Raw genomic sequence first — 14,707 nt, forward strand, 5'->3', positions numbered from 1 at the left:
CCCGACAACACCCGGGCAGCATTCCGATATCTAATTGAGTTTCGAACGTGTGCTCACCGAAACTTCCGCAATTCTTTTAAATTGGTCGAAACTCAACACCAACGTATAGCTGGAGATCAGGTCATACCCGGTGAGTGCGGCAAACCAAGAGGACGTCACCTCACGATATTGTTCCGCACTCCAACTCGCTGTGAGATTGTAAATTGGAAATCTCCGGTAAGCGGGCTGATAGCTCTCCGAAACCATCCGACCAAATTTGCCAAACCTAAAGCCTTGGTAGGAAAGCCAAGCCTGCGTACGTTCAACCGAGCCGAGACTGGCAGCTATCCTAAACACGCACACCGCTGCATTGTTACCTGTCCCAACACGCTGCCAATCGAAATGCAGTAAGTTCGGAGTTTCCGCCGTCCGTTCATCTTTGATCAGGCAATCCCTGACATCCGGATATCGTCGCAAGCTTCTTCGGAAATTCTTCCATTTCGGATGTTTGGCATGCACCGCTTTCCCGAGAAACATAAACGGATCAGTTTTTTGATTGGCCAGACGGTCGTAGTCAATTTTACAGCTATTCGTCTCGCGGCATTCCGACCAAATATCTTCATCGGAATTTTGGGCTAACCCCAGCTGCGGCCAGACCAGCACGAGAGCACAGCAGATCAGAACATTTTTCAATGTCATCATTAACAAACCCAACTCAGTACAGACACCCCGACACCTGAAGTGAAAACAGTGTATAGTTGGTGAACCACGTGAAGAAGTATGGGAAACCCTACCGTCGATTTCATAGGCTCCAGCAGAGTGTTCGGCAGACGAAATCGCCACCCTTCAAGACCCTTTGACTGGTGGCCTTGGCCCTTCCCGTATCCCCGTCTCGCCATAACCCGCCCTGCGACAGCGCAGGTCTACCCACAAAAAGAAAGGGCCCCGCCGATGTGGCGAGGCCCCGTGTTTTTCAGATCGCTTGGATCAGCTGTCGCGGCTTTCCGGCGTTTCCACCAGATTGTCGAACGCATCGCCACCGACCACGTCTTCCTGAACCGGAGCGGCCAGCGCGGCGGCCGCTTCGGCCTCCTCGCGACGCGCTTCGATCACGACATTGTCGCGGCCCTGCGCGATGTGACGCATCTCTTGCGTCGCACCACCGGTGCCCGCCGGGATCAACCGGCCAACGATGACGTTCTCTTTCAGACCAACCAGCTTGTCGCGCTTGCCCTGAACCGAAGCCTCGGTAAGCACGCGGGTCGTTTCCTGGAACGAGGCCGCCGAGATGAAGCTGCGGGTCTGCAGCGACGCCTTGGTGATCCCGAGCAGGATCGGCTCGCCCTGAGCCGGACGTTTGCCCCGGTCGAGCGCCTTCTGGTTGGCCGCGTCGAACTCGGCCTTGTCCACATGCTCGCCTTTCAGAAGCGTGGTGTCCCCGCTGTCGAGGATTTCCCACTTCTGGAGCATCTGGCGCACGATCACTTCGATATGCTTGTCGTTGATCTTCACGCCTTGCAGACGATAGACGTCCTGGACCTCGTCGATCATGTAATCCGCCAGCGCTTCGACACCCATGATGGACAGGATGTCATGCGGCGCCGGGTTGCCGTCCATGATGTAGTCACCCTTCTGGACATAGTCACCTTCCTGAACAGGAATGTGCTTGCCCTTGGGCACCATGTACTCGACGGTTTCCATGGTCTCGTCGGCCGGTTCGATGCTGATCCGACGCTTGTTCTTGTAGTCGCGACCATAGCGAACATAGCCGTCGATTTCCGCGATGATGGCGTGATCCTTGGGGCGACGTGCCTCAAAGAGTTCGGCCACACGCGGCAGACCACCGGTGATGTCCTTGGTCTTGGCGCCTTCACGCGGAATACGCGCCACGACGTCACCCGCCTTGATCGGATCACCATCCTCGATCGAGAGGATCGCATCCACCGACATCGGATAGGTCACCGGGTTGCCCGCCTCGTTGCGGACCGGCTCGCCATCCTCACCCATGACGATGATCTCAGGCTTGAGCTCATTGCCCTTGGGGGCCGCACGCCAGTCGACCACGATCTTCTGGGTCATACCGGTCGCGTCATCGGTTTCGTCACGCACGGCCACACCGGTCACCAGGTCCACGAATTTCGCGGTACCCGACTTCTCGGCGATGATCGGCAGGGTATAGGGATCCCATTCGAAGAGCTTGTCGCCGCGGGACACTTTCTGCCCTTCGGTGACATGCAGGCGCGAGCCATAGCCGATCTTGTGGCTGGCCAGCTCACGCTCGCCATCGCCCATGATCTTGAGCTTCATGTTCCGCCCCATGACCAGCGTCTCACCGAGCGAGTTCTCGAGCGTTGTGGCGCTCTCGAACGCGACCGTGCCTTCCTGGCTTGCTTCCAGGAACGACTGTTGGCCACCCTGCGCAACGCCCCCGATGTGGAAGGTCCGCATCGTCAGCTGTGTCCCGGGTTCCCCGATCGACTGCGCCGCGATGATGCCCACCGCTTCGCCTTCGTTGACCATCGTGCCGCGCGCCAGGTCACGACCATAGCACATGGCGCAGACGCCATCCTCGGCCTCACAGGTGAGCGGGCTGCGGATGCGCGCGGATTGCACCGCGGCCTCCTCGATCGCATCAGCGGTGAGCTCGTCGATGAGCTGGCCTTCGGCCACGATGACCTCTTCGGTCCCCGGCTTGAGGATATCCTCGGCCGCAACACGGCCCAGAACACGCTCGCCAAGGCTCGCCACGACTTCGCCGTCATTGACCGCCGGCTCTGCGGTGATCGCGCGGTCGGTGCCGCAATCATGCTCGCGCACGATGCAGTCCTGCGCCACGTCCACCAGACGACGGGTCAGATAGCCCGAGTTCGCGGTTTTCAGAGCCGTATCCGACAGACCTTTCCGCGCCCCGTGGGTCGAGTTGAAGTATTCAAGAACGGTCAGACCTTCCTTGAAGTTCGAGATGATCGGCGTCTCGATGATGTCGCCATTCGGCTTCGCCATCAGGCCGCGCATCCCGCCCAGCTGCTTCATCTGCGTGACCGAGCCACGCGCACCGGAGTGGGCCATCATATAGACCGAGTTCGGCTCGAGCTCGACACCGTTCTCGTCGGTTTTCGACGCCGAGATCGTGCCCATCATGGCTTCGGTGACATGGTCGTTACATTTCGACCATGCATCGACCACCTTGTTGTACTTTTCGCCCTGAGTGATCAGGCCGTCCATGTACTGCTGTTCAAAGCCTTTGACCTGCTCGCGCGTCTCGTTGACGATGCTCCACTTGTCATCGGGAATGACCATGTCGTCCTTACCGAACGAAATGCCCGCCTTGAACGCTTCGCGGAACCCCATCGCCATGATCTGGTCACAGAAGATGACCGATTCCTTCTGACCGCAATAGCGGTAGACGGTATCGATGACCTGCTGCACTTCTTTCTTGCGCAGCAGACGGTTGACGAGGCTGAACGGTGCCTTGGCGTTCTTCGGCAGAAGCGCGCCCAGACGGACCCGGCCCGGCGTGGTCTCGATACGGGTGATGAACTCGTTGCCCTCGGCATCGATCTGCGGAACCCGCGCGGTGACCTTGGCGTGCAGATGCACTTCGCCCGCGTCCAGCGCGTGCTGAACCTCGTCGATCGACGCAAACGACATGCCCTCGCCCTTCATGCCTTCGCGTTGCAGCGAGGCATAATAGAGACCAAGGATCATATCCTGCGACGGGACGATGATCGGCGCACCGTTGGCCGGCGACAGAACGTTGTTCGTCGACATCATCAGAACCCGCGCCTCGAGCTGGGCCTCAAGGCTCAGCGGCACGTGAACGGCCATCTGGTCGCCGTCAAAGTCAGCATTGAAGGCCGAGCAGACCAGCGGGTGCAGCTGGATCGCCTTACCTTCGATCAGCGTGGGTTCGAACGCCTGGATACCCAGACGGTGCAGCGTCGGCGCCCGGTTGAGCATGACGGGGTGCTCACGGATCACCTCATCGAGAATATCCCAAACCTCGGGACGTTCCTTCTCCACCAGCTTCTTCGCCTGTTTCACCGTGCTGCTGAGACCTTTGGCCTCGAGCCGCGAATAGATGAAGGGCTTGAACAGCTCGAGCGCCATTTTCTTCGGCAGACCGCACTGATGCAGCTTGAGCTCGGGACCGGTCACAATGACCGAACGACCCGAGAAGTCGACGCGCTTACCCAAAAGGTTCTGACGGAAACGACCCTGCTTGCCTTTGAGCATGTCCGACAGCGATTTCAGCGGGCGCTTGTTGGCGCCGGTGATCACGCGGCCACGACGGCCGTTGTCGAACAGCGCATCGACCGATTCCTGCAGCATCCGCTTTTCGTTGCGCACGATGATATCGGGCGCACGCAGCTCGATCAGCCGCTTGAGACGGTTGTTCCGGTTGATCACCCGGCGATACAGGTCGTTGAGGTCGGACGTCGCGAAACGGCCCCCATCCAGCGGCACCAGCGGGCGCAGTTCTGGCGGGATCACCGGAATTACCGTCATCACCATCCACTCGGGACGGTTGCCGCTCTCGAGGAAGCTCTCGACCACTTTCAGACGCTTGATGATCTTCTTGGGCTTGAGCTCGCCAGTGGCTTCGGCGAGATCCGCACGCAGCTGCTCGGCCTCGGCTTCGAGGTCGATCTGGGCCAGCATGTCACGAATGGCTTCGGCACCGATATTGGCGGTGAACGCATCGGCGCCATAGGCGTCCTGGGCGTCCATGAACTCTTCTTCCGAGAGCATTTGGCCATAGGTCAGGTCGGTGAGACCCGGCTCGATCACCACATAGTTCTCAAAGTAGAGCACACGCTCGAGATCGCGCAGCGTCATGTCCAGCATCAGGCCGATGCGCGACGGCAGCGACTTGAGGAACCAGATATGGGCGCAGGGCGCGGCCAGTTCGATATGGCCCATACGCTCGCGGCGGACCTTCTGCAGCGTGACTTCCACACCGCATTTCTCGCAGACGACGCCGCGATATTTCATGCGCTTATATTTGCCGCAGAGGCATTCGTAATCCTTGATCGGGCCAAAGATACGCGCACAGAACAGACCGTCACGCTCGGGCTTGAACGTGCGGTAGTTGATGGTTTCCGGCTTTTTGATCTCACCGTAGGACCAGCTGAGAATACGCTCAGGGCTGGCCAGGCTCACACGGATTTCATCGAAAACCTGTGCGGGCGCGTTCGGGTTGAACGGGTTGTTTGTCAGTTCCTGGTTCATTTTGATGTCCTCAAATTTCGTGCGGTGGGTCGGCGTGGGCCCGGTTTCTTGGGCAAGAAACCGGGCCGGAAACTTTGCAAGTTTCCGGTGGCGCCGTTACTCGTCACCCTCCGCATCCAGGAGTTCCATGTTGAGGCCGAGGCCGCGAACCTCTTTCACGAGAACGTTGAAGCTCTCGGGCACACCGGCCTCAAAGTTATCTTCGCCTTTGACGATCGATTCATAGACCTTGGTCCGGCCCGCCACGTCATCCGACTTCACGGTCAGCATTTCCTGCAGGGTGTAGGCGGCGCCATAGGCTTCGAGAGCCCAGACTTCCATCTCCCCGAACCGCTGACCACCGAACTGCGCCTTACCGCCCAGCGGCTGCTGGGTGACGAGGCTGTAGGGCCCGGTAGACCGCGCGTGGATCTTGTCGTCCACCAGGTGGTGCAGCTTGAGCAGGTATTTGACACCCACCGTCACCGGACGGGCGAATTGCTCACCCGAGCGGCCGTCAAACAGGACCGACTGACCCGAGGTGTCGAAACCAGCCCGGCGCAGCGCGTCGTTGACATCGGCCTCTTTGGCCCCGTCGAAGACCGGCGTTGCGATCGGAACACCACGGGTCACATTGCCCGCAGCCTCGACCAGCTGACCTTCGTCCATGCCTGCGATGCCTTCGTCATAGACCTCTTCACCATAGGCCAGCTTCATCGCCTCACGCACCGGCGTCAGGTCGCCCGAGCGCCGGTAATCCTGCAGCGCTTCGTCGATCTGGACACCAAAGCCACGCGCGGCCCAGCCCATGTGGGTTTCAAGGATCTGACCGACGTTCATCCGGCTCGGAACCCCCAGCGGGTTGAGGCAGATATCGACCGGCGTCCCATCCGCGAGGAACGGCATGTCCTCCATCGGCACGACTTTCGACACCACACCCTTGTTCCCGTGACGACCGGCCATCTTGTCGCCCGGCTGAAGCTTGCGCTTCACCGCGATGAAGACTTTGACCATCTTCATCACACCCGGCGGCAGATCATCGCCGCGGCGCACTTTCTCGACCTTGTCCTCGAACCGGGCGTCGAGCGCGCGTTTCTGCGCCTCATACTGCTCGTTCAGGGCCTCGACGATCTGTGCGTCCTGCTCGTCCTTGAGGGCAAGCTGCCACCACTGACCCTTGCTCAGCGTCTCGAGAAGCTCTTCGGTGATGTCCGAATTCGCCTTGACGCCTTTCGGGCCTTTGACCGCGACCTTGCCAAGGATCATCGACTTGAGACGCGCATAGATGTTGCGCTCGAGGATCGCCAGCTCGTCGTCCCGGTCACGGGCCAGACGTTCGACTTCCTCACGCTCGATCTGCAGCGCACGCTCGTCTTTTTCCACACCATGGCGGTTGAAGACGCGCACTTCCACGACCGTGCCGAAATCGCCCGGCTTGACGCGCAGCGAGGTGTCGCGCACATCCGAGGCTTTCTCGCCGAAGATGGCACGCAGAAGCTTTTCTTCCGGTGTCATCGGGCTTTCGCCCTTCGGCGTGATCTTACCCACGAGGATATCGCCCGGCTCCACATCGGCGCCGATATAGACGATGCCCGCCTCGTCGAGGTTGCGCAGGGCTTCCTCGCCGACGTTCGGGATATCGCGGGTGATCTCTTCCGGCCCAAGCTTGGTGTCACGGGCCGCGACTTCGAATTCCTCGATATGCACCGAGGTAAAGACGTCATCACGCGCCATGCGCTCCGAGATCAGGATCGAGTCTTCGAAGTTATAGCCATTCCACGGCATGAACGCGACGACCACGTTCCGACCGACGGCCAGTTCGCCCATATCGGTGGCCGGACCATCGGCGACAACTTCGCCCTTGATCACGGTGTCACCCACCTTCACCAGAGGCTTCTGGTTGATACAGCTGTTCTGGTTCGACCGCTGGAACTTGCGCAGACGATAGATGTCGACGCCCGGATCGCCCGGCTCGAGATCCTCGGTGGCGCGCACAACGATACGCTGGGCATCGACCTGGTCGATGATCCCGGCGCGTTTCGCCATGATGGCCGCGCCCGAATCGCGGGCCACGACGCCCTCGATCCCGGTCCCGACAAGCGGCGCCTCTGCCTGCAGCAGCGGCAGCGCCTGACGCATCATGTTCGAGCCCATCAGGGCGCGGTTGGCGTCGTCGTTTTCAAGGAACGGGATGAGCGAGGCCGCAACCGACACAAGCTGTTTCGGGCTCACGTCGATCAGGTCAACATTCTCGATCGGCGACAGCGTGTATTCGCCTGCCTGACGGGTGTTGACCATCTCGTTCACGAAGCGGCCGGTTTCGTCGATATTCGCGTTGGCCTGCGCCACAACGTGACGCTGCTCTTCGGTGGCAGACATGTATTGCACATTATCCGTCACCTGACCGTCCACGACGCGACGATAGGGCGTTTCGATAAAGCCGTATTTGTTGACGCGGGCAAAGGTCGCCAGCGAGTTGATGAGACCGATGTTCGGGCCTTCCGGCGTTTCAATCGGGCACATCCGGCCATAGTGGGTGGCGTGAACGTCACGCACCTCAAAGCCGGCACGCTCACGGGTCAGACCGCCCGGCCCAAGCGCCGAAAGACGACGCTTATGCGTCACTTCCGAGAGAGGGTTGGTCTGGTCCATGAACTGCGACAGCTGGCTCGAGCCAAAGAATTCACGCACCGCAGCCGCAGCCGGCTTGGCGTTGATCAGATCCTGCGGCATCACCGTGTCGATCTCGACCGACGACATGCGTTCCTTGATCGCGCGCTCCATGCGGAGCAGGCCAACGCGGTACTGGTTTTCCATCAGCTCGCCGACCGAGCGCACCCGGCGGTTGCCGAGGTGGTCGATGTCGTCGATGTCGCCCTTGCCGTCACGCAGCTCGACCAGGGCCTTGATGCAGGCCACGATGTCTTCGCGGTCGAGGGTCCGTTGCGTGTCCGGCTTGTCGAGCGCCAGACGCATGTTCATCTTCACCCGGCCAACGGCCGAGAGATCATAGCGTTCGCTATCGAAGAACAGCGTGTCGAACAGCGCCGACGCCGCATCGACGGTGGGCGGCTCGCCCGGACGCATGACGCGATAGATGTCCATGAGCGCGCTTTCGCGGTTCATGTTCTTGTCCTGCGCCATGGTGTTGCGCATGTAGGGGCCGACATTGATGTTGTCGATGTCGAGAACCGGGATATCGGTGATACCGGCATCGATCAGCTCTTTGAGCGTGCCGCCAATGATGTCGCCATCCTTGTCGCGCTCGAGCGTCAGCTCGTCGCCCGCTTCGACATAGATCGCGCCGTTTTCCTCATTGATGATGTCCCGCGCCACGAACTTGCCGACGATATGCTCGAAGGGCACCAGAAGCTCGGTCACTTGGCCTTCGTCGATCAGTTTCTTGACCGCGCGCGGCGTGACTTTCTTGGAGGCTTCGGCAATCACTTCGCCGGTATTGGCGTCGACCAGATCAAAGGTCGGACGGGTGCCGCGCACGCGCTCGGGGAAGAACTTGGTGACCCAGCCCTTGTTCTTCTTCAGCTTGAATTCGACCGTGTCGTAATAGGCATCCATGATGCCCTCTTGGTCGAGGCCCAGCGCATAGAGCAGCGTCGTCACCGGCAGTTTGCGGCGACGGTCGATACGGGCAAAGACGATGTCCTTGGCGTCGAATTCGAAATCGAGCCAGGAGCCGCGATAGGGGATGATCCGGCAGGCAAAGAGAAGCTTGCCCGAGGAATGGGTTTTGCCCTTGTCGTGGTCAAAGAACACGCCCGGCGAACGGTGCATCTGGCTGACGATCACGCGCTCGGTGCCGTTGACCACGAAGGTGCCGTTCGGCGTCATCAGGGGCATGTCGCCCATGAACACGTCTTGTTCCTTGATATCCTTGACCGATTTGGCCCCGGTGTCTTCGTCCACATCGAACACGATCAGACGCAGCGTCACCTTGAGAGGCGCGCTGTAGGTCATGTCGCGTTGCATACATTCTTCAACGTCGTATTTCGGCTTTTCGAGCTCGTAATCGACGAATTCGATCACGCTGGTCTCGTTGAAATCCGAAATCGGGAAGACCGATTGGAAGACGCCTTTGATGCCTTCGCCGTCCATCGGCTGGGGCTGGTCGCCGGAATTCAGGAAAAGATCATACGAGGATTTCTGCACCTCGATGAGGTTCGGCATCTCGAGGACTTCACGGATTTTGCCGAAATATCTGCGCAAACGTTTTTGGCCAAGGTAGGTCTGAGCCATATGTCTGGTCACCTTTCATTTCTCGCTGGGTGCAGCTGCCGTCGGGCCCCGGCACCACACCCATCAGAGACAACGGGTTCGATCTATTCCCGGCGCGTGTCCCACCACGTGCCTCCCGATCGAAGAACCTCGTCTTAGAGAACCCCCGCCCCGGCAGGGGCTCTCTGAGACAGGTTCGGCTGAGCCCGGAAAACCGGACCCAGCCTTTAGAAATCGTTGCGGGTCACCCCGGCGCCGATTACTTGAGTTCCACCTCGGCGCCAGCTGCTTCCAGCTTGCCTTTGATGTCCTCGGCTTCGTCTTTCGAGACTTGCTCTTTGACGGCTTTGCCGCCAGCTTCGACGAGCTCTTTGGCTTCTTTGAGGCCCAGGCCGGTGATGGCGCGGACTTCTTTGATCACGTTGATTTTCGACGCACCGGCCGATTTCAGGATCACGTCGAATTCGGTTTGCTCTTCAGCAGCTGCGCCACCGGCGTCGCCGCCAGCTGCGGCAACCATCACAGCGCCGCCAGCAGCGGGCTCGATGCCGTATTCGTCTTTCAGGATGGTTTTCAGTTCTTGTGCTTCGAGAAGCGTCAGACCAACGATCTCTTCAGCGAGTTTTTTCAGATCAGCCATTGTATCAGCTCTTTCCGTTTACAGATTGTGTTCCAACGTCAGGGGTTACCCTACGCAGGCCATGTCAGTTGCCTTAGGCGGCTTCCGCCTTTTCCTCGATAGTCGAGAGGATGCTCGCGATGTTCGAAGCAGGGGCGCCAATCGCACCGGCAATGTTCGAAGCAGGCGCGGCGATGCAGCCAACGATCGAAGCAATAAGCTCCTCACGCGACGGCATTTTCGACACGGCTTCAACACCAGCCCGGTCCAGAGCGTTCTCACCCATAGCCCCGCCAAGGATTTCAAACTTCTTGTTGTCCTTGGCGAAACCTTCGGCGACCTTGGCTGCTGCCACGGGGTCTTCCGAAAAGGTCAGAACGGTCATGCCCGAAAGATAGTCAGCAATGCTTGCGCAGGGCTTTCCGTCAAGGGCGATCTTGGCGAGCCTGTTCTTGGCGACACGAACGGATGCTTCGGCTTCGCGCGCGCGCGACCGGAGATCCTGCATCTCGGCAACTGTCAGGCCTTCGTAATGTGCTACCACTACGACGCCAGAGCTTTCGAAGATCTGGCCGAGTTCCTCGACCACTTTCTCTTTCTGGGCTCTATCCACAGTTTCACTCCAATTATGGGGGTTGCCCCCCGGCTCAGTTCCACCGGACGCAAACGTCCGGCAATCATGTCCGATTTACGGGGCATCGCCAATTCGCCCGAGGATAACCCCGGCCAATCTTGTCGTTTCCCGTCTCTGGCAGGAGATTAAGGGCCGAGGCCCACCCACCGTCTTGGACGAATCATCAGGCTGCCACGCAACACGCGGCAACCCGACGAATTGTGCATCTAGTCGTATTTATCCCGAATGTGAAGGGGCAAACCGGAATGCAGGCAAAAATCCTGGTTCTCCGCCACGCTCTGGCGGGCTCTGGCATAAAATAGGGGCGCGTCAGCCCAAAACAAGGGCCAAAACAAGCGCCCAGAACATGCCCCTTAAACGCAACAGGCCCCCGTCTCCGGGGGCCTGCGCAAATCACCTGAAGATCAGATCACTCGGTCGCGGCGGTGGCCACGTCGATGGTGACGCCCGGACCCATGGTCGAGGTCAGCGAGATCTTCTTCATATAGGCACCCTTGGCGCCCGACGGCTTGGCCTTGGCCACCGCGTTGATGAAGGCGCGCACGTTCTCGACGAGCTTGGCTTCGTCAAAGGACGCTTTGCCAACGCCGGCATGCACAACACCGGCTTTCTCGGCCTTGAACTGCACTTCACCGCCCTTGGCGCCTTTGACAGCCTGCGCGACATCCATGGTCACGGTGCCGACCTTGGGGTTCGGCATCAGGTTGCGGGGGCCGAGAACCTTACCCAGACGGCCGACGATCGGCATCATGTCCGGGGTGGCAATGCAGCGATCAAAGTCGATCGTGCCGTTTTGCACGGTTTCCATCAGGTCTTCGGCACCAACGATATCGGCACCGGCTTCCTTGGCTTCGTCCGCTTTCGCGCCACGGGCAAAGACCGCCACGCGGACGTCTTTACCAGTGCCGTTCGGCAGGCCGATCACGCCGCGGACCATCTGGTCTGCGTGGCGCGGGTCAACACCGAGGTTGACAGCGATCTCGATGGTTTCGTCGAACTTGGCTTTGGCATTGGCCTTGACCAGTGCAACCGCCTCTTCGACGCTCAGGTTTTCTTTGCCGGCGAATGCTTCGCGTGCGGCGCGTGCGCGTTTACCCAGTTTTGCCATCTTACTTCACCTCGATGCCCATGGAACGCGCGCTGCCCTGAATGATCTTCATGGCGGCTTCGACGTCGTTTGCGTTCAGGTCTTTCCACTTGGCTTCTGCGATTTCGCGCAGCTGCTTGGCGGTGACGCTTGCCACGGTTTCACGACCGGGGGTCTTCGCACCCGATTTGATCTTGGCGGCTTTTCTCAGGTAGTAGGACGCGGGCGGCGTCTTGATGTCCATTTCAAAGGACTTGTCCTGATAATAGGTGATCACGGTCGGGCACGGCGCACCGGGCTCCATGTCCTGCGTCTTGGCGTTGAACGCCTTGCAGAATTCCATGATGTTGATGCCGCGCTGACCCAGTGCGGGGCCGACGGGGGGCGACGGGTTCGCCTGACCGGCGGGCACTTGCAGCTTCATCTTGCCTGCGAGCTTCTTGGCCATTGGCCTTCTCCTTTTCAACTCCCTCAGGGCGCGCCCCTCGGGATCTTGCGTTGTGTGGTTCGGTCCGGCGGCCGCGGCCCCCTCGCCTCCCACATGAAACCTCGGGACCTATGGCCCAAGGGCTGCCCGCCGCGAAACCCGCGATGGGCCTACCGAGATCAGCCCTGTTTGGCGACCTGGGTAAATTCCAGCTCGACCGGGGTTTCCCGGCCAAAGATCGACACCGTGACCTTGAGGCGCTGATTGTCGTCATCCACCTCTTCGACCATGCCGTCAAAGCCCTCGAAGGGCCCGTCGTTGACCTTGACCTTCTCGCCCACTTCAAAGTGGATGAGCGTCCGCGGCGTTTCTTCGCCTTCCTGAACGCGGTTGAGGATCGCATTGACCTCGGCATCGCGCATCGGCATCGGACGGCCCTGCGGCCCAAGAAAGCCGGTAACGCGGTTGATCGAGTTGATCAGGTGATAGCCCTGATCCGACATTTCCATATGCACCAGCACATAGCCGGGCATGAAACGGCGCTCTGTGGTCACTTTCTTGCCACGGCGCACCTCAATCACCTCTTCGGTGGGCACCAGAACCTCGTCAATCTCATCCTCGAGCGCCTGCTCGGTGACGGACTGCCTGATCTGCTCGGCGATTTTCTTTTCAAAATTCGAGAGCACGCTCACCGAATACCACCGCTTTGCCATCGACCAACTTCCTCGGATCATCCGGCGCCAAGGCCAGACCTTAATTTCATTCAACAAGGGCGGCTGACCCGCCCTTCCGACACCATAAATCGACGCGCAGCTCGAATCGCCGCGCGCCAGTGTCAGGGATAAAGCGCGGCTTACCGCCCCTGCCCTGCAATTTCAAGTGCGCGCGAGGAAATTCAGCCTGCTTAGCCGAAGAGCCCCAGCACCGAGGTCAGCCCGGTGCGGATGCCCAGATCCACCAAGGCAAAGAAAATCGCCGTCAAAGTGGCCATGATGAATACCATCACCGTGGTCAGGAATACCTCGCGGCGCGTCGGCCAAACAACCTTGGCGACTTCCGAGCGGACTTGCTGAATGAATTGGAACGGATTGGTACGGGCCATTTGCGATCACGTCTTCCCTATTTGCTTGGCTCGCACATACTGGGGCGGGCCGCGCTTTTCAAGGGCTGATGCCGGGGATCCGCTGTGGGGGCTCTAGAGGGCACCTCCACAGGGCACCATGACAGGGCATCACGCCAAGGCTTGAGGCCCGGCGCAGCCATTGGCACGCCGGACCCTACTCCCCCACCACGGCAAACGCGCCCTCAGGAGGGCGCGCGCGTCAGTTTTTCAAACGGATCAGGCAGATCGCCCACATCTTCCGGGTCAAGCGCCGCCGCGCTGAAATCCGGCAGCGCCAGACGTTCGGCCCAGCTGCTCGGCAGCCGGTCAAGCCAGCCATCGACCCGCTCGGCCAGACGATCCATGCGCCGCCGCATGAGCTCGGCCCGGTCCGGACGCCGCGCCTTGAGCCAGCGATAAAGCCGCCCAAAGGCCTCGTGAAAGCTGCCCTTGCCGACAATCGCCACGAACATCACAAAGCCCCAGACCGCCAGCGCCAGCCAGAGCACCAGAAACATTGGCCATACCAGAAGCAGCAGGGCAAACCCCGCATAGGCCAACGGCCGCAGCCAACGCGGCTGACGATCATCGCGCGGCTCTGCGCCGCTGCGAAGCTTCAACGTTTTGAACCGGCTGAGCGAGAACCGCGCCCGCGCCCGAGTGGTCGTCGGAGCCGCGACAGCCTCTGCGCGGGCCTTGCGTGGTGCTGCGCTCTTCACTGGGGTCTTCTCTGGGCTCTTCACAGCGCTCTTAACCGGGCCCGCCGCGACCGGCGTCGCGCGCTTGCGCAGACGACCCGCCAGCGAACCGGCCAGCGATCCAGCCAGCGACCCGCCCTGCCCGGCGCTATCTTCCGCCTCCGCAGCCGGGGCCAGTTCCGGAAATACTTTACCGACCCGTTTTTGACGACGACGCTTCAATTGCTCCTGCTGATCCTCGGTGAGGATCGCGCGGATAATCGCATCGGTTTCTTCATCTGAAATAACTTGGCCCGGGCTCTCGAGAGGATCGAGACGCAGACCAGGGCGCAGCGCCAGCTTGCTCAGCTCGCTTGCCTGCAGGTCATGAGATAGCGCCATGGCAGCACAAATTCCTATATAAGCGCCCCCACGCTTCCCACACGGAATCCCCCCGGACCCCGCGCGATTGAAGCCATGCTACGGCACGATTTAGGCAAAATTGTGGCAAACGCGACGAAATTTAGATGCGCGTGACGGGATTTTGGCGAAACCATCCTGAGACTGTGGCCAGCGCAAATGCGCCCTGCACCCGAAGCCGGGCCGGTCAAAAGATCGTTAAGTCTGAGGAAATGGCAGGGGCACCAGGGCTCGAACCCGGGACCTACGGTTTTGGAGACCGTCGCTCTACCAACTGAGCTATACCCCTACTGCGCGACAGCGTTTACGAAACGGGCC

10 protein-coding genes and 1 tRNA gene are annotated in these 14,707 nt (G+C 60.1%); all 11 read right to left on the bottom strand.

Features of this window, described 5'->3' with window-relative positions; genetic code table 11:
* Positions 1 to 30: 30 nt before the first annotated feature.
* Positions 31 to 681: a hypothetical protein gene (locus tag ISM_RS18120; protein WP_156783288.1), complete on the bottom strand. Its 651-nt coding sequence runs from the start codon at positions 679 to 681 to the stop codon at positions 31 to 33.
* Between the two features lie 285 nt (positions 682 to 966).
* On the bottom strand, positions 967 to 5,211 hold the full coding sequence (rpoC, locus tag ISM_RS01870; protein ID WP_009812404.1) for a DNA-directed RNA polymerase subunit beta': 4,245 nt from the start codon (positions 5,209 to 5,211) through the stop codon (positions 967 to 969).
* Positions 5,212 to 5,307: 96 nt separating this feature from the next.
* A complete protein-coding gene (rpoB, locus tag ISM_RS01875) occupies positions 5,308 to 9,444 on the bottom strand; it encodes a DNA-directed RNA polymerase subunit beta (protein ID WP_009812405.1) in 4,137 nt (1,378 codons plus the stop codon).
* Between the two features lie 238 nt (positions 9,445 to 9,682).
* On the bottom strand, positions 9,683 to 10,063 hold the full coding sequence (rplL, locus tag ISM_RS01880; RefSeq protein WP_009812406.1) for a 50S ribosomal protein L7/L12: 381 nt from the start codon (positions 10,061 to 10,063) through the stop codon (positions 9,683 to 9,685).
* Between the two features lie 73 nt (positions 10,064 to 10,136).
* Positions 10,137 to 10,655 carry a 50S ribosomal protein L10 gene (gene rplJ / locus ISM_RS01885; protein WP_009812407.1) on the bottom strand — a complete coding sequence of 173 codons (519 nt, stop codon included), beginning with the start codon at positions 10,653 to 10,655 and terminating at the stop codon, positions 10,137 to 10,139.
* A 430-nt stretch (positions 10,656 to 11,085) separates the two neighbouring features.
* A complete protein-coding gene (gene rplA / locus ISM_RS01890; protein WP_009812408.1) occupies positions 11,086 to 11,784 on the bottom strand; it encodes a 50S ribosomal protein L1 in 699 nt (232 codons plus the stop codon).
* Between the two features lies 1 nt (position 11,785).
* The gene (rplK, locus tag ISM_RS01895) at positions 11,786 to 12,211 is read right to left on the bottom strand and encodes a 50S ribosomal protein L11 (RefSeq protein ID WP_009812409.1); all 426 of its coding nucleotides are present in this window, start codon (positions 12,209 to 12,211) and stop codon (positions 11,786 to 11,788) included.
* Between the two features lie 158 nt (positions 12,212 to 12,369).
* Positions 12,370 to 12,903: a transcription termination/antitermination protein NusG gene (nusG, locus tag ISM_RS01900; protein ID WP_009812410.1), complete on the bottom strand. Its 534-nt coding sequence runs from the start codon at positions 12,901 to 12,903 to the stop codon at positions 12,370 to 12,372.
* A 191-nt stretch (positions 12,904 to 13,094) separates the two neighbouring features.
* The gene (secE, locus tag ISM_RS01905) at positions 13,095 to 13,292 is read right to left on the bottom strand and encodes a preprotein translocase subunit SecE (RefSeq protein ID WP_009812411.1); all 198 of its coding nucleotides are present in this window, start codon (positions 13,290 to 13,292) and stop codon (positions 13,095 to 13,097) included.
* Positions 13,293 to 13,495: 203 nt separating this feature from the next.
* Positions 13,496 to 14,371, bottom strand: coding sequence for a hypothetical protein (locus ISM_RS01910; protein WP_009812412.1), 876 nt, complete (start codon positions 14,369 to 14,371; stop codon positions 13,496 to 13,498).
* A gap of 231 nt (positions 14,372 to 14,602) precedes the next feature.
* Positions 14,603 to 14,678 (bottom strand) — tRNA-Trp (locus ISM_RS01915).
* Positions 14,679 to 14,707 lie beyond the last annotated feature (29 nt).

Source organism: Roseovarius nubinhibens ISM, assembly GCF_000152625.1.
Taxonomy (GTDB): Bacteria; Pseudomonadota; Alphaproteobacteria; order Rhodobacterales; family Rhodobacteraceae; genus Roseovarius; species Roseovarius nubinhibens.